The 15081-nt window shown below is 69.2% G+C and carries 14 protein-coding genes and 1 pseudogene; 6 read left to right on the top strand and 9 right to left on the bottom strand.

Annotated elements, in window-relative coordinates:
• A pseudogene (locus tag ABFX36_RS09830) lies at positions 1 to 301 on the top strand (HNH endonuclease signature motif containing protein); the annotation flags it as partial.
• A 44-nt stretch (positions 302 to 345) separates the two neighbouring features.
• On the opposite strand, the gene nadC reads toward ABFX36_RS09830, so the two are convergent.
• Both nadC and nadA read right to left on the bottom strand, forming a co-directional pair.
• The gene (gene nadC, locus ABFX36_RS09825; protein WP_006895371.1) at positions 346 to 1236 is read right to left on the bottom strand and encodes a carboxylating nicotinate-nucleotide diphosphorylase; all 891 of its coding nucleotides are present in this window, start codon (positions 1234 to 1236) and stop codon (positions 346 to 348) included.
• Positions 1237 to 1241: 5 nt separating this feature from the next.
• The gene (gene nadA / locus ABFX36_RS09820) at positions 1242 to 2252 is read right to left on the bottom strand and encodes a quinolinate synthase NadA (protein WP_051999609.1); all 1011 of its coding nucleotides are present in this window, start codon (positions 2250 to 2252) and stop codon (positions 1242 to 1244) included.
• A gap of 84 nt (positions 2253 to 2336) precedes the next feature.
• Here nadA and ABFX36_RS09815 point away from each other — a divergent pair, with 84 nt between their 5' ends.
• Together ABFX36_RS09815 and ABFX36_RS09810 are read left to right on the top strand one after the other, a co-directional pair.
• Positions 2337 to 2993: a hypothetical protein gene (locus ABFX36_RS09815; RefSeq protein ID WP_231650325.1), complete on the top strand. Its 657-nt coding sequence runs from the start codon at positions 2337 to 2339 to the stop codon at positions 2991 to 2993.
• 54 nt (positions 2994 to 3047) lie between these two features.
• Entirely contained in the window at positions 3048 to 3728 is a 681-nt protein-coding gene (locus ABFX36_RS09810; RefSeq protein WP_006895368.1) for an NUDIX hydrolase, read from the top strand.
• Positions 3729 to 3754: 26 nt separating this feature from the next.
• On the opposite strand, the gene ABFX36_RS09805 is transcribed toward ABFX36_RS09810, so the two are convergent.
• From ABFX36_RS09805 to ABFX36_RS09780, 6 genes are all read right to left on the bottom strand, one after another.
• The gene (locus ABFX36_RS09805; protein WP_006895367.1) at positions 3755 to 4381 is read right to left on the bottom strand and encodes a DUF2567 domain-containing protein; all 627 of its coding nucleotides are present in this window, start codon (positions 4379 to 4381) and stop codon (positions 3755 to 3757) included.
• Positions 4378 to 4617, bottom strand: a complete 240-nt coding sequence (gene bsaP / locus ABFX36_RS09800) for a biotin synthase auxiliary protein BsaP (RefSeq protein ID WP_039866961.1) — start codon at positions 4615 to 4617, stop codon at positions 4378 to 4380. Before bsaP ends, ABFX36_RS09805 begins: the two co-directional genes overlap by 4 nt.
• Positions 4618 to 4685: 68 nt before the next feature.
• Positions 4686 to 5723, bottom strand: a complete 1038-nt coding sequence (bioB, locus tag ABFX36_RS09795) for a biotin synthase BioB (RefSeq protein WP_006895365.1) — start codon at positions 5721 to 5723, stop codon at positions 4686 to 4688.
• A gap of 108 nt (positions 5724 to 5831) precedes the next feature.
• Positions 5832 to 6530 (bottom strand): dethiobiotin synthase, encoded by a 699-nt coding sequence (gene bioD, locus ABFX36_RS09790; protein WP_006895364.1) that lies wholly within the window; start codon positions 6528 to 6530, stop codon positions 5832 to 5834.
• Positions 6527 to 7657, bottom strand: coding sequence for an 8-amino-7-oxononanoate synthase (locus tag ABFX36_RS09785; RefSeq protein ID WP_006895363.1), 1131 nt, complete (start codon positions 7655 to 7657; stop codon positions 6527 to 6529). Before ABFX36_RS09785 ends, bioD begins: the two co-directional genes overlap by 4 nt.
• Positions 7654 to 8988, bottom strand: coding sequence for an adenosylmethionine--8-amino-7-oxononanoate transaminase (locus ABFX36_RS09780; RefSeq protein WP_006895362.1), 1335 nt, complete (start codon positions 8986 to 8988; stop codon positions 7654 to 7656). The genes ABFX36_RS09785 and ABFX36_RS09780 overlap by 4 nt, the downstream gene beginning before the upstream one ends.
• A gap of 127 nt (positions 8989 to 9115) precedes the next feature.
• Here ABFX36_RS09780 and ABFX36_RS09775 point away from each other — a divergent pair, with 127 nt between their 5' ends.
• The 3 genes from ABFX36_RS09775 to treY all read left to right on the top strand — a co-directional run bounded on the left by ABFX36_RS09775 (position 9116) and on the right by treY (position 14312).
• Positions 9116 to 9682 (top strand): TetR family transcriptional regulator, encoded by a 567-nt coding sequence (locus ABFX36_RS09775; protein ID WP_006895361.1) that lies wholly within the window; start codon positions 9116 to 9118, stop codon positions 9680 to 9682.
• A gap of 115 nt (positions 9683 to 9797) precedes the next feature.
• Positions 9798 to 11954 (top strand): acyltransferase family protein, encoded by a 2157-nt coding sequence (locus tag ABFX36_RS09770; protein ID WP_006895360.1) that lies wholly within the window; start codon positions 9798 to 9800, stop codon positions 11952 to 11954.
• A 42-nt stretch (positions 11955 to 11996) separates the two neighbouring features.
• The gene (gene treY / locus ABFX36_RS09765) at positions 11997 to 14312 is read left to right on the top strand and encodes a malto-oligosyltrehalose synthase (protein WP_062366740.1); all 2316 of its coding nucleotides are present in this window, start codon (positions 11997 to 11999) and stop codon (positions 14310 to 14312) included.
• Positions 14313 to 14339: 27 nt separating this feature from the next.
• On the opposite strand, the gene ABFX36_RS09760 is transcribed toward treY, so the two are convergent.
• Entirely contained in the window at positions 14340 to 15077 is a 738-nt protein-coding gene (locus tag ABFX36_RS09760; RefSeq protein WP_039866959.1) for a hypothetical protein, read from the bottom strand.
• Positions 15078 to 15081 lie beyond the last annotated feature (4 nt).

Genomic DNA, 15081 nt, shown 5'->3' with positions numbered 1-15081 from the left:
CTGGGCCGACGGCGGCCCCACCGACATCGACCACCTCGGCGCCGCATGCGGACGCCACAATCGCTCCGTCGGACCCCGCCCCGGGCAATGGCAGACGATGATCCTGATCGACGGACCCCACGCCGGCCGCGTCGTCTGGCGACCCAGCGACAACACCAGCCGCGGCGGGACAAGACCGCCCGGATGGCGGATCAACCAGATCCACCACGCCGAACTCCTACCGGACCACCAACCCCAACCGCCGCCCGAACCCAGCGAATCCCGGATCGAGAACTACCTCGACACACTCCTGGCCGCCTGACCGGACACACCCGGCCGGGCACAGGAGTGCGCGAACACCGTCGGTCACATGTCCAAGCCGAAGTCGAGGACCGTGACCGAGTGGGTCAATGCCCCGACGGCGAGGTAGTCCACACCGGTCCTCGCGTAGTCCATCGCCGAGTCCAGTGCCAGTCCGCCTGATGATTCGAGCTTCGTCTCGGGCGACCGCGTGTCTCGGCGCTGCACCGCCATCTGCGTCTGCCACGGCTCGAAGTTGTCGAGCAGAACCAGCTGGGGCGCGAGCTCGAGGACCTCGTCGAGCTGCTCCAGCGAATCGACCTCCACCTCCACCGGAACATCCGGCGCCGCAGCGCGGACCGCTTCGAGCGCCTGCGCGACACCGCCCGCGGCGACCACGTGATTGTCTTTGATGAGCGCGGCATCACCGAGACCCATCCGATGGTTCACTCCGCCGCCCGCCCGGACCGCATACTTCTGCAGCGCGCGCATACCGGGCAGCGTCTTCCGCGAATCCCGGATCTGTGCACGCGTGCCGTCCACGGCGTCGACCCACGCAGCCGTCGCCGTGGCGATACCGGACAGATGGCACAGCAGGTTGAGGGCGGTACGCTCCGCGGTCAACAACGAGGTCGCCGGGGCACGCAGCGCGAGAGCGACCGACCCGGGTTCGACGCGCGAGCCATCGTCGAGTTGCTCGGTGACTACGTAGTTATCGCTCCCGATCACCTCGTCGAACACGGCCCGGACCACCGGCAGGCCGGCGAGCACGCCGGGCTGGCGGGAGACGATCTTCGCGTCCGCGACCGTCTCCGGTGGCACGGTCGCCAGCGTGGTGATGTCGGGACCGTATCGAAGATCCTCCAGGAGTGCCGTGCGGATCAGAGCGATGAGTTCCTCGTCGACGACGAGATCCAGATCGCCGGTTGCCTGTTGCTGACCGATGAAGGAGTTCACTCCGCCTATTCTCCGCTACCGGGATTGCCGATCGCGATCATCCTCTCCACCGAGCGCCGTGCACGGGCGGCCACATCCGGAGCGACGTGGACTTCGTCCTTGCCCTCGGTGAGGCATCGCAGCAGCGCCGCCGGGGTGATCATCTTCATGTACGGGCAGGCTGCACGATCGTTGACCGGCTGGAAGTCGATCTCCGGCGCCGCACGACGCAGCTGGTGCAGCATGCCGACCTCGGTCGCCACCAGCACCTGCTTGGCGTGAGTGGCTCGCGCGGCGTCGATCATGCCGCCGGTGGAGAGGATCTTGACGCGCTCCTGCGGCACGACGCCCTCGCCCGACAGATAGAGCGCCGACGTGGCGCACCCGCACTCGGGATGAATGAACAGGTCGGCGCCGGGGTGACTCTCGGTCTGTTCGGTGAGTTCATCGCCGTTGATGCCGGCGTGCACGTGGCACTCGCCCGCCCAGATGTGAATGTTGTCGCGCCCCGTCTCACGCTTCACGTGGGCACCGAGGAACTGGTCCGGCAGGAACAGCACGTCCTTGTCCGGATCGATCGACGCGACCACGTCCACCGCGTTCGACGAGGTGCAGCAGATGTCCGTCAGTCCCTTCACCTCAGCGGTGGTGTTGACGTACGAGACGACGACCGCGTCCGGGAACTCAGCCTTCCAAGCACGCAGGTCGTCCGCGGTGATCGAATCGGCGAGCGAGCAGCCCGCTCGCTCGTCCGGGATCAGTACCCGCTTCTCTGGACTCAGGATCTTGGCGGTCTCGGCCATGAAGTGCACACCGCAGAAGATGATCTCGTCCGCATCGGTCTCCGCGGCGATCCTCGACAGTGCGAGCGAATCGCCGACATGGTCGGCGATGTCCTGAATCGCGGGCAGCTGGTAATTGTGAGCCAGGATCGAGGCGTTGCGCGCCTTCGCCAGCCGCTTGATCTCCTCGGCCCACTCGGCCGTCGGCTCCACGCCGCCGTAGGCGGGCGGAATACCGTGGCGGGGGTCGGGCATGCCGAGTTCGGTCTCGGTCCGGGTGATCACGGTTCCAGTAGTCATGACGACTGCTCTCCCATCGCGTGGTCTCGAGCGCGGGCTGTGCGCCAGAGGTTTTCGACCATAGATCGAAAACACCTCGTCATCGTAACACCTGTGATCGACGACGCATTCCCGCCCGGTCGTGACAGCGTTCGGGCGCGCTGTCAGCGGGAACGCCAAGGCCTGCCGGTGCAGTGGGCTACGGTGCTTCCATTCACGTGGGACGAGGCCGAAGAGGTGACTGCATCGATGGCGACACGACATGTGACGCGGATACTCGTGGCCGTTGCGGTTCTATTGGCGGTGGCTGTCGCGGTCGCGGTCACGATCGTCCTGATGGACCCTCAGCGATCGAACGACGCCGCAGCTCCGCCGGCGACCGTCACCGTGTCGGTCACGCAATCCCCGCCGTCCCAGACCGAGAGACCCGACCCGCCGGCTGTCGAGGAGCCGGTCACGGAGGAGGCACCGCCGGTCGTCGAGGGTTCGGAGTGTTCGGACTCGGAAGTACGCACTTTCCAGACAGACGCCTCCGGCCGCAGTCTGGTCTGCGGCTACTCCGGTAGGCCGACGCCGCACTGGCTCCAGCACGGAGACGACGACGGAAGCGTCCACAATGTCGGCGATCCCTGCGACAGCAGCGTCGATCGGGTGTCGCGGGATCCGTCGGGACTGTTCATCATGTGCGGCGGGAGCACCTGGGTCACTCACCCGTGACCGTCCACCGGGACCGAATGCGCAGCGGAACGACCGTCTCCTAATCTGGATCGCATGGCCGAAACCACCGTGCGCGTCGAGGTGCTCACCGCTGTCTTCCAGGTGCGCGAAACCGACGTCGACGTCCCGGCGCTGCATGTGCTGCTGCATCGGTGCGAGCAGGCCGGATGGGCGTTGCCCGGCGGACCGATCGTTGAGCGCGAGACGCTGGGGGCGGCCGCGCTGAGATGGCTCGGTGCCCGCGCCGGGCTCACTCGGGTGGCCCACCTCGAACAGCTGTCGGTGTTCTCCGACCCGGACCGCGTGCCCGAACAGCGAACCGTCGCATCGACTTTCCTGGCGCTGGTGCCGAGCGATATCCCCGCCGAGACCGTCGCCGATGCCGCATGGTTCGCCGTCGACGAGTTGCCGGAACTGGCCTACGACCACCGCGACGTCATCGACCTCGCACGGCATCGTCTGGCGGGCAAGCTCTCGTACACCAACATCGCGTTCGCTCTGGCGCCGAGCCAGTTCCCGATGTCCGAACTCTCCGAGATCTATGGAGCGGCGCTGGGCTACCCGGTCGACTCGACGAATCTGCTGCGGGTCCTCTCACGCCGCGGAGTGGTCGTGGCGACGGGAACCGTCGGCCGCACCGGCCGGACGGGTGGCCGTCCGCCCGCGCTGTATGAGTTCGCGGACGCTCGGATCAGGGTGACCGACGAATTCGCCGCGCTGCGCCCACCCATGTGACGGCCCGCACTTCCCCACGTCCCGCCTCAGCGTCCGCTCGGGTCTCCCGGTTGCGAGGGCGGCACGACCTCGCCGCCGTCGGATGCTCCGACCGCACCGACCGGCAACGGCTCGCGCATCTCACCGAACTCGTCCGCAGGCAGATCGCCCACGCCGAGATCTGCGTGCGCGCTCGAGAGAACGCACACGAGATAGACCAGCGCGCCGGCCGTCGGCGCACACAGCAGCAGCACCCAGGCCGGACCGACGTCGCCGTCGAGCCAGAGGTTCACCGTCCCGGAGTAGGAGCCCGGTACGGACCGCTCGATCTCGCCGTGCGACATCCGGCCGAAGCGGTCGGCCAGGTTCAGCGCGAGCGCCGACGTGGCGATGGACATCAGCACCACGAACGCGAATCCGCCGACACCCCTCGACGTGCGCAGCCCGAACCAGGTGGCGAGTCCGATCAGCACGCCCAGTCCGAGGCAGAGGAAGGAGAAGATCGCCACCCCGTCGAAGAGCTTCGCCGGGTCGGCCTCGGTCGCGAAACGCATCTGCCCGCCGTGTTCGACGACGACATCGGGTGCGGGAGCCAACAGCACCCACAGTCCTCCGACCGCCACCGCCGCGGCGAACAGCGCGAGTACGACCGCGACCACCCGGCGCGCGTTCATCGCTGTCCCAGCTCCGACGAGTCGACCGTTCCGTGCCTGGAGCACCGTGCATCCCAACCGTCCGGCCGCACCTGCACCACCATCCGGCGGCCGCACTGGCCGCAGAAGCGCGGCGGCTCCAGGCCGAGTCGCGCCGCAGTGGGAACCTCGTCCGCAGCCTGGAGTTCGAGCTCGATGCCGGTGTACACGCCGAAGCGCAGCGGCTGCTGCAGCGGACCGGGGATCACGCTCGTCATGGTCGACGCCTCCTGGAATCTGATAGCCGCGGCGGACGGGCCACGACCTTCGAGGCTACCGGCGCGGGTCACAGCGTGTCATTGAGGGCTTTGATGGGCATGCTCAGGTCGTCGAGCAGATCGAGATCGTCCTCCGCGGGCCGGCCGAGAGTGGTCAGGTAGTTGCCCACGATGACGGCGTTGATGCCGCCGAGGATGCCCTGCTTGGCTCCGAGATCGCCGAGGGTGATCTCGCGGCCGCCCGCGAACCGCAGGATGGTGCGGGGCAGCGCGAGCCGGAACGCGGCCACCGACTTCAGCGCCTCCGAGGCCGGCAGTACGTCCAGGTCGCCGAAGGGCGTGCCCGGACGCGGGTTCAGGAAGTTCAGCGGCACCTCGTCGGGCTCGAGCGCCGCGAGATCGGCGGCGAACTCCGCGCGCTGCTCGAGGGTCTCCCCCATGCCGAGGATGCCGCCGCAGCAGACCTCCATGCCCGCCTCACGCACCATCCTCAGGGTGCCCCAGCGCTCCTCCCACGTGTGCGTGGTGACGACCTTCGGGAAGTGACTGCGCGCGGTCTCCAGATTGTGGTTGTAGCGGTGGACACCCATCGCTGCGAGCTCGTCGACCTGCTCCTGCGTGAGCATGCCCAGGCTGCAGGCGATCTGGATGTCGACCTCGTTGCGGATGGCCTCGATGCCCGCGGCGACCTGAGTCATCAGTCGCTTGTCCGGTCCACGCACGGCGGCGACGATGCAGAACTCCGTCGCTCCGGTCTTGGCCGTCTGCTTGGCCGCCTCCACGAGCGACGGGATGTCGATCCAGGCGCTGCGGACCGGAGAGGCGAACAGTCCCGACTGACTGCAGAAGTGGCAGTCCTCGGGGCAGCCGCCGGTCTTGAGCGAGATGATGCCCTCCACTTCCACCTCGGGACCGCACCACCGCAGCCGCACATCGTGCGCGAGCTGCAACAGTTCGGTCAGGCGGTCGTCGTCGAGCTGCAGGACGCGCAGGACCTGGTCCTGACTCAGTCCCTCACCGCGCTCCAGGACCTGCTCGCGCGCGACGGCGAGGATGTCGGCGGTGTCCGCGGCTGCCGGAGCCGAGGTGTCGGCGGTCGTGGTCATGGGGAGATCTCCTTCGTGAATGGGTGTGAGGTTTCTAGGAACGTGCCGGTGACGCCCCGGGTGAGGGCGTATCCCCCTCGGCCGGCGCTGTGCGGCGCGTTCTCGGCGTCATGAACAGGTCGCGTCCACGTGGAACAGCGAGGCGTCGACCCACTTCGGTGCGGCGGCGCGGAAGTCGTCGGCCGGTGACCGCCCGACCCCTGCGGGGACGGTCGCGACGATCGGCGCTCCCGTCAGCCGTGGAAGGTCGGCGAGGTTGCACCGCATCGCGAGATCCGGTTCGCCGGGCCAGGAACCGATCACCAGACCGCGCAGCCTCACCCCGGCTGCGGCGATCGCCCGCGCGGTGAGTTCGGTGTGGTTGAGAGTTCCGAGCCCCGGGTCCGCGACCACCAGCATCTCCGCGCTGAGTCGGCGGGCGACGCCGAGCACGGTCAAGTCCGGACCGAGTCGCACCAGCACGCCGCCCGCACCTTCCACCAGCACCAGATCGGTGACGGCGGCGAGTCCCTCGGTCGCCGAGGCGATCGCATCGAGTGTCACCGGCTCCATTCCGGCCCGCGCGGCGGCGGTCTCGGGGGCCAGCGGCTCGGGATACCGTGCCGGCTCGCGCACCGGGATCGGTCCGGCCAGGCGGCGCACCTCGTCGAGGTCGCCCGGTTCGCCGGGCGCGACCCCCGTCTGCGCGGCCTTGCACACGCCGACGCGGAGTCCGGCGGCCTGGGCGGCGGCCGCCAGCGCAGCGACCGCGACCGTCTTGCCGACATCCGTCGACGTGCCGGTGACGACCATGATCCGCGCGGTCATGCGGCCTCCACCCGGCGCAGCGCGCCGGTCACGACTGAGGCCACGAAGTCGAGGTCGGCGTCATCGAGGTCGGCGCGGACGGTCAGGCGCAACCGTGAAGTGCCCTCGGGCACCGACGGCGGTCGGAAGCATCCGACGAAGACGCCCTGCTCCCGGCACAGCGCGGCGGCGTCGACCGCGGCCACCGGGTCGCCCACGATCAGCGACACCACTGCGGCGTCGGGGATCCCGCCACCGCAGGCGGCGGCGAGCCGGCGCACTCCGGCGCGGAGCCGGTCGGGCATCTGCGGATCGCCGCGCAGAATGCGCAGCGCCGCATGCGCCGCCCCGACGGCGGCCGGGTTGAGACCGGTGTCGAAGATGAAGGTCCGGGCATGGTCGATGAGATGCTCGCGGAGCAGATGCGTGCCGAGAACGATGCCGCCCTGTGCACCGAGCGACTTAGACCCGACCGTCGTGATCACCAGACCGGGAGCGCCGGACAGTCCCTGTTCGGCCGCGACTCCCCGCCCGCCGGGGCCGCGCACGCCCAGCGCATGCGCCTCGTCGGCGAGCATGATCGCGCCGTGCCGAGTGGCCGTGTCGTAGTACTCGCGGAGCGGAGCGATCCGGCCGTCGATGCTGTAGATCGAATCCGTCACGACCAGCGCGCGTTCCTCCGACCGTGCGGCGAGCACTCGCTCCACGGCATCGGCGTCGCCGCGCGGCACCACTTCCACGCGCGCCCGCGACAGCCGGCATCCGTCGATCAGCGAGGCGTGCGCTCCGGTGTCGCTCACGATGAGATCACCCCGGCCCACGAGCGCGGTGATCGCGCCGACGTTGGCCAGATACCCGGACGAGAAGGCCAGAGCGGCTTCGAAACCCAGGAACTCAGCGAGGTCGTTCTCGAAGTCGATGTGCGCCTGCGTGGTTCCCGCGACCAGACGGGAGGCGGTGGAGCCCGCACCCCACCGGTCGAGTGCGGCGTGTGCCCCGGCGATCACGTCCGGATGGCTCGACAGCCCGAGGTAGTCGTTGGACGCGAGGTTGATCTCGGTCGCTCCGGCCTGGCGCACCACGGGTTCCCGGTGCAGTCCTGCGTTCAGGGTCCGCGCGGCGATGTCCGCCAGCCACGGTGCGCTCATGATGCCAACTCCTCGTCCTCGCGGGTGTCTGCTTCCACCGACGCCTCCACCGACGCCCTCGCCGCCGCGGTCATGCCTGCTGTCAGCACGTCGATCTGTGCATCGGTGATGATGTACGGCGGCATGGCGTAGATCAGGTTTCGGAACGGCCGCACCCACACTCCGCGCGCGATCGCCGCGTCGGTGGCCGCAGCGACGTCGACCTCGCGATCGAGCTCGATCACCGCGATCGCCCCCAGTGTGCGTACGTCGGCGACGCCTGCCACCTCGGTCAACGACGCCAGCCCCGCGCTGAGCCGGCGGCCGATCTGCGGCACGCGCGTCCGCCAGTCCGATTCGGCGAGTACCTCCAGGGACGCACAGGCGACCGCGCAGGCCAGTGGGTTGGCCATGAAGGTCGGTCCGTGTGCCAGACCTCCCGCCTCGCCGCGGCTGATGGTCGCGGCGATCTCATCGGTGGTGAGGGTGGCGGCCAGCGTCAGGTAGCCGCCGGTCAGCGCCTTCCCCACGCACACGATGTCGGGGCTGACGGCCGCGGCGTCGACCGCGAAAAGGGTGCCGGTCCGGCCGAAGCCGGTGGCGATCTCGTCGCAGATCAGCAGCACGTCGTGGCGATCGCACAGTCGCCGCAGCCCCGCGATCAGCGACGGCGAGTGGAACCGCATCCCGCCGGCACCCTGGACCACCGGTTCGACGATCACTGCGGCCAGTCGATCGCGATGCAGTTCGAGTTGCGCGTCGAACATGGTCAGGTAGGCCTCGTCGGCGGACGCACCCGCACGCGCGTCCGGAGGCGCGGGGACGAAGACCTGCTCGGCGATCACTCCGCGCCACATCGAGTGCATGCCGCCCTCGGGATCGCAGACGCTCATGGGCGCGAAGGTGTCGCCGTGGTAGCCGCCCCGCCAGGTCAGCAGGCGGTGCTTCTCGCTGCGCCCGCGACTGCGCCAGTACTGCACCGCCATCTTCACCGCGACCTCCACCGACACCGAACCGGAGTCGGCGAAGAAGACCTTCTGGAGCGGATCGGGAGTCAGGCTCACCAGCGTCTGGGCCAGTCTCGCCGCGGGCTCATGTGTGAGCCCGCCGAACATCACGTGCGACATACGACGGGCCTGTTCGGCGAGCGCCGCGTCGAGTCGCGGGTGACGGTAGCCGTGAACGGCCGACCACCACGAGCTCATCCCGTCGATCAGTTCGGTGCCGTCGGCGAGCCGGATGTGCACGCCCGCGCAGTCCCGCACCACCAGCGGCCGCGTACTGGACGGGAAGCCGCCGTACGGGTGCCAGACGTGCTTCGCATCGATCTGCGCGATGGTGGTCTGGTCCATACCGGCCTCCTGTTCGTTGCACATCCCACACGGATTCCTCGATTCCTGGACACCGTACAGGACGTCCTGAACGATGTACAGGAGACGCCTGTACGACGTACAGGGCAGGTCAGGATAGGGTGGCGGTGTGAGCAACACGAGATCGGACATTCTCGCTGCGGCGCGGGCCATCCTCGCCGAGCACAGCCTCGCCGATCTCACGATGCGGCGGCTGGCATCAGATCTCGGCGTCCGGCCGAACGCGCTGTACTGGCACTTCCCGAACAAGCAGTCGATGCTCGCCGCGCTCGCCGAAGACATCCTCTCGACCGTTCCCGGGGCGTCCGAGGACATCGACTGGCTCGCCGATCTGCACCGGTTGGCGACGGACATGCGCCAGGCGCTGCTCGCCGTCCCGGACAGCGCCGAGGTGGTCTCCTCGGCTTGGGCGTCGGGACTGGCCGACCGCGGCATCGAGACGGTGATCGCCGACATCGCCGCCCGCGGCGGCCTCGACCGCCAGGCCCAGTCGGGTCTGGCGACGGCCATCTGCCAGCTGACCATCGGTCTGACGATCGAGGAGCAGACCCGGACACAGATGGAGCGGCTCGGCGTCACCGGACCGTCCGGCCGGGTCTTCGACGCGGAGTTCGACGACGCGCTCGAGGTGATCCTCGACGGCGCCCGGGCCCGCAGCGCCGCACAGACGCACTGACCCGCGCACCGCACCCGCCGCAGGCCGAGATTTCGTCCGGCGCAGGCGGGCACGTAGATTACTGAGGCGGCCACCCGCCCGGGAGGCCCGTGCCCGGAGAGAGAAACCAACGACAGTGCCCGCGTCCACCGATCGCCCTGCCACGGCAACGGCCCCGACGGTGCCCGCCTATCGTTCAGACCTCGACGGTCTCCGCGGCATCGCCATCGCCCTGGTCGCATGCTTCCACGTCTGGTTCGGCCGGGTCTCCGGCGGCGTCGACGTGTTCCTCACTCTCTCGGGCTACTTCTTCATCGGCTCGCTCCTGCGGCACACCATTCACAGCCAGTCGGTCAGCTTCGGGCTCGCGGAGACGATCAACCCCTGGCCGCGGTTCCAGCGTCTGCTCAAACGACTCCTGCCCGCGCTGTACACGGTGCTCATCGGGGTCGTGATCCTGACAGTCCTGGTGATCGCACAGACCCGCTGGCTCAACATCGGCCGTGAGACCTTCGCGAGCGCGCTCTACTACCAGAACTACTACCTCGCGAAGAACTCTCAGGACTACCTCGCCGCGAGCTCAGCGAACAGCCCGCTGCAGCACCTCTGGTCCATGTCCATGCAGGGCCAGTTCTTCGTCGGCGCCCTGATCGTCCTGCTCGCCATCGCCGGACTGATCAAGGTGGCGGGCCGCCGCTACGAGATGCTGACCCGCGCAGGCGTCATCCGCGGTGTCTTCGCGGTCGTCGTCGCCGCCGTCGCCGTCGCCTCGTTCGTCTGGGCGCAGCACCGGCTGCACGTCGATCAGCCCTTCAACTACTACGACACGCGCTCGCGCCTGTGGGAGCCGCTGGTGGGCGGGCTCCTGGCGATCTGGATGCCGCGGTGGCCCATCGCCGACCGCATCCGCAGCGCGGTCACCGTCGCAGCGCTGGTGTTGATCGCCACCTGCGGTTGGTGGATCGACGGTGTCGCCGAATACCCGGGAGCGCTCGCCTGGGTTCCGGTGGGGGCCACGCTCCTCGTCATCTGGGCCGGTCAGGCCTCCGACCGCCCGGCGCCGGCCGCGAACCGGATGCTCGCGAGCCGGCCCGCCGTGTGGCTCGGCGGACTGTCGTACTCGCTGTATCTGATCCACTGGCCGCTGCTGATCTTCTATCTCACCTGGCGCGGAACGCAGCACGCGAACGTCCTCGAAGGCGCGGGCATCCTCGCCGTCTCCCTGGGACTAGCGTGGCTGATGAAACGGTACGTGGAGGATCCGCTGCGCGGCGGCGGCCGCTCGTCGATGGCGCACATCCGGTGGCCGGCGCACCCGCGGATCACCTACGCCGCGATCCTGACCGTCATGCTGGTCGCGATGTCCGCCGGGACTGCCGGAGCCATTCGGGCGTGGGACCGTCACATGGCGACGGTCACCGTCGACACCGCGAACCTCGACCCCGCCCTGTATCCGGGTGCCCGCGCCCTGCTCGAGAACGCGCCCGTTCCAGCACTCGACCCGCAGCCGACGCCGCTCGCGGTGGCCGACGACCTTCCGCAGACCGGCCCGGACGGATTCATGAGCGACTTCGCCGCGACCGAGCCCGCGATCGGCGTCTACGGCGACCCGCACGGCACCAGGACCCTCGCCCTCGCCGGCGGCTCGCACGCCGAGATGTGGATCGGTGCCCTCGACGCGATCGGCAAGGCCAACGGATTCAAGGTCCTCACCTATCTCAAAATGGGCTGCCCGCTGACGTCCGACGAGAACCCGACGAAGCTGGAGGGCACGCCGTATCCCGAGTGCCGCACCTGGATTCTCAACGTGATGGCCGACCTCGAACGGACTCGCCCCGACGCGGTGTTCACGAACTCGACGCGGCCGGACCCGTCGGGCGCCGCCGATCACGTCCCGCAGGGGTACATCGGGATCTTCGACGAACTGACCGGCGCCGGGATCCCCGTCGTCGGAATCCGCGACGATCCGTGGCCGCACAACGACCGCGGGCCGATCAACACACCCGAGTGCCTCGCCGCAGGCGGCACCGCGCGCTCGTGCGGCACGGTGCGGACCAGCGCACTGCATCCGGTCGATCCGGCGACCGACTACGCCGCGCGCAACCCGCTGTTCCATCGGCTCGACCTCTCCGACGGGCTCTGCACCGCCGACTTCTGCCCCGCCGTGGTCGGTAACATCATCGTGTACAAGGACTATCACCACTTGAGCGCGACCTACGTCCGGAGCCTCACCCGGGAACTGTCGCGTCAGCTCTCCGCGGCACTGCCGTGGACCGGCCCGGAGATCCACTGACGCCTCACCTCCGGGGCCAGTGCAGGCGATCGGAGGACAGGTATGGCCGGCACCCCCGCCGACCCGGTGGCCACCTATCGCATCCAGCTCACGCCTGACTTCACGTTCGCCGAGGTGGCCGGGATCCTGCCTCATCTGTGCGAACTCGGTGTCAGTCACCTCTACCTCTCCCCCGTCCTGGAGGCGATGCCCGGATCGCGGCACGGCTACGACTGGTGCCCGCCAGGGCGGATCTCCGGTGTTCTCGGCGGGCCCGACGGCTACCGGCTGCTTCGCGAGCACGCCCGGGCCCTCGGACTCGGCGTCATCCTCGACATCGTCCCCAACCACGTCGGAATCGCGGACCCCGATCACAATCCCTGGTGGTCGGACGTGCTGGTGAACGGCCTGGACTCCCGGTACGCCGAGTACTTCGATCTCGACACCGAGGCCGCAGGCGGGATCGTCAACCTGCCCTACCTCGGCCGCGACGAGGACCTCGCCGATCTGCGACTCGACGAGCGCGGACGGCTGGTCCTCGGCACGCTCGCCGTACCCACCGCCCCGGGGACCGCGTCACCCGGCGACGACCCGCACGCGGTGCACGCCCGCCAGCGGTACCGCCTCGTCCGGCACGACAGCCGCCGCATCGGCTACCGCCGGTTCCTGGCCGTCAACGGGCTCGCCGCACTGCGGCAGGAGGTTCCGGAAGTCTACGACGCGACGCACTCGTGGCTCCGGGAACTGATCGCCGACGACTTGGTGGACGGCGTCCGCGTCGACCACGTGGACGGGCTGCGCGATCCCGCCGGTTACCTCCGGCGGCTGCGCGCCGATCTCGGCGACCATCGGCTCCTCTACATAGAGAAGGGGCTCGCGATCGGCGAGCGGCTCGACCCCGCCCTCCCCGTCGACGGCACCACCGGATACGACCAGCTCCGGCTGATCGAAGCCCGCTTCACCGCACCGACGGGGATGGTGGAACTCGACGAGACCTTCAAATCCGTCTCCGGCGTCCCGGGCGGCGGCGAACTCGGCGCTCTGGCGCGCGCACTTCGCCAGACCGTGCTCGTGGACCTGTTCCCCGACCGACTCCAGCGCGTCGGCGATCTGCTCTGCCGGCGTGCGCCGCACGTTCGCGCCCACCTCGTGCAGCAGGCCGCCGCCCTGATGATCTGCTCCGCGTCGGTCGCCCGTCCCGACTACCCCTCGCTGCGAAGCACGGTGTTGGCCGACATCGAACGGCTGCGGGACGCCAGTCCGATCCTGTCACCGGGGTTCGACGTCCTCCGTGACGCCTTCCACGACCCGGACTACGCTCCGGAAGCGGTCGCCCGACTCGGCGAAGCCGCGGTCGCGGTCTACGGCAAGGCCACCGAGGACATCGGGTTCCACCGCACCGCACGGCTGGTCTCCACGCAGGAACTCGGATGCAATCCGCGGGTCCCGGCCGTGAACCGCAACGACTTCCATGCGCGGATGACCGAGCGTGCGGCCCACTGGCCGCGGGCGCTGACTGCACTGTCGACGCACGACACCAAACGCAGCGAGGACGTCCGCGCCCGGATCGCGGTGATCGCACAGACGCCCCAACGGTGGCGGATCCTGGTCGACGAGCTGCAGCGGATCGCACCGCCGCCGGACCCGGTGATGTGCTACTTCCTCCTACAGAACGTGGTCGGCGTGTGGCCCGACGAGGGCCGGCCGGACGCCGACCTGGCCCGTCGACTCGCGGAGTTCGCGCGCAAGTCCATGCGGGAGAACGGCATCGTGTCGTCGTGGACCGACGTGGACGACGCTGCCGAGTCGGCCGTTCAGCAGTGGCTGACGAGTCTGCAGCACGGTTTCGCGGCGGAGCTGATCGCCGCGTTCGTCGCACTCATCGCCGACGCCGGCCGCGCCGAGTCGATCTCGCGCAAGGCCCTGTCGCTCCTGCTGCCCGGTGTCGGCGACGTGTACCAGGGCACCGAGTGGTGGGACCATTCGCTGACCGACCCCGACAACCGGCGGCCTGTCGATTACGGTCAGCGCCTCGACCATCCGAAGCTCCAGGCCGTGCGGACCGCTCTGGCGGTCCGGCGCAGGCATCCGGGTGCCTTCGCCCCGGGCAGCGACTTCATCGACGTCCCCGCGCGCGGGGTCTGCGCCTCGCACATCGTCAGCTTCGCGCGCGGCCGCGACGGCGAACCGCAGGTGGTCCTCGTCGCGGTTCGGCTGGCCCTGATGTTCACCGGCGCCGAGACCAGAGCTGCCGCCCAGGTGGAACTGCCCGCCGGAACCTGGCGCGATGCCGTCACCGGCGCGGTGTTCACCGGAACCGTCGGTGCGGACGTCCTCCTGGGCGACGGTCCGCTGGCCGTCCTCGAACCGGCGGATTGAGCCGCCGCGGGACGGCTATCCGGGTGGCTATCCGCCGGGGACCGGCGCGGGCGTCTGCGTCGGGGCGGGTGTCGGGATCTGCTGCTGCGCCTGCTGAGAGCCGACGGTGACTCCGGGACCTGCCTCGATCGCGCTCACGAGCCAGTCGCCGTCGACCTTCTTCATGTTCAGCTGGAGCAGGATCGCATTCTTGCCTCCGGTGGTGCTGATGGCGCTGGTGCCCGTCACGTCCACACCGAGGACCACCGTCGCCTGATCGGCACTGAAGGACTCGACCATCGAGGAGGTCACCGTGGTCTTGATGTTCTCGACCTTGTTCTCCTTCATGAACTCGGTGCTGACGACCGCGTCCGAGTCCAGTCGCTTCTTGAACTCACCGGTGCTGAGCGGGCCCACCGCGTCGCGCAGCGACTTGGCGTCCGCATTGGGACCGCTCATCGCCTGGAAGTACGTGCCGACGAAGTTCGACGCGGCGGCCTTGCTGTCGTCGAACGCCGCGAGTTTCTGGTCCTTCTCGTACAACTGCCATCCGCCGACCGCGATCACGGCGATCACGGCGACGACGAGCAGTCCGACGATCGCCTGCTTCACCCGGCGCATCGAGATCGTCACCGAGACGCTGTCGGCCTTCTCCCTGCCCGCCTTCCGCTCGGCGCGCTTGGCCGCATTGCCGGACTCCGAGGCGTCCATGGCAACGGCGGTGTCGTCGGCATCTGCGTCGTCGGGCCGGGCGTCCGAGATGTCTTTCGAGTCGTCTGAACTCATAAAT

It is taken from the genome of Gordonia cholesterolivorans (genome assembly GCF_039531975.1).
In the GTDB taxonomy this organism is placed as follows: Bacteria; Actinomycetota; Actinomycetes; order Mycobacteriales; family Mycobacteriaceae; genus Gordonia; species Gordonia sihwensis.
This window is presented reverse-complemented; position numbering and strand designations above follow the sequence as displayed.

Excerpts from the sequence above, each read along its gene's own strand:
- nadA (WP_051999609.1), bottom strand. The coding sequence starts at position 2,252 with ATGCCCGACCCCCGCCACGGTATTCCGCCCGCCTACGGCGGCGTGGAG.
- ABFX36_RS09810 (WP_006895368.1), top strand. The coding sequence starts at position 3,048 with ATGGCCGAAACCACCGTGCGCGTCGAGGTGCTCACCGCTGTCTTCCAG.
- ABFX36_RS09805 (WP_006895367.1), bottom strand. The coding sequence starts at position 4,381 with ATGAACGCGCGCCGGGTGGTCGCGGTCGTACTCGCGCTGTTCGCCGCG.
- bsaP (WP_039866961.1), bottom strand. The coding sequence starts at position 4,617 with ATGACGAGCGTGATCCCCGGTCCGCTGCAGCAGCCGCTGCGCTTCGGC.
- bioB (WP_006895365.1), bottom strand. The coding sequence starts at position 5,723 with ATGACCACGACCGCCGACACCTCGGCTCCGGCAGCCGCGGACACCGCC.
- bioD (WP_006895364.1), bottom strand. The coding sequence starts at position 6,530 with ATGACCGCGCGGATCATGGTCGTCACCGGCACGTCGACGGATGTCGGC.
- ABFX36_RS09785 (WP_006895363.1), bottom strand. The coding sequence starts at position 7,657 with ATGAGCGCACCGTGGCTGGCGGACATCGCCGCGCGGACCCTGAACGCA.
- ABFX36_RS09780 (WP_006895362.1), bottom strand. The coding sequence starts at position 8,988 with ATGGACCAGACCACCATCGCGCAGATCGATGCGAAGCACGTCTGGCAC.
- treY (WP_062366740.1), top strand. The coding sequence starts at position 11,997 with ATGGCCGGCACCCCCGCCGACCCGGTGGCCACCTATCGCATCCAGCTC.
- ABFX36_RS09760 (WP_039866959.1), bottom strand. The coding sequence starts at position 15,077 with ATGAGTTCAGACGACTCGAAAGACATCTCGGACGCCCGGCCCGACGAC.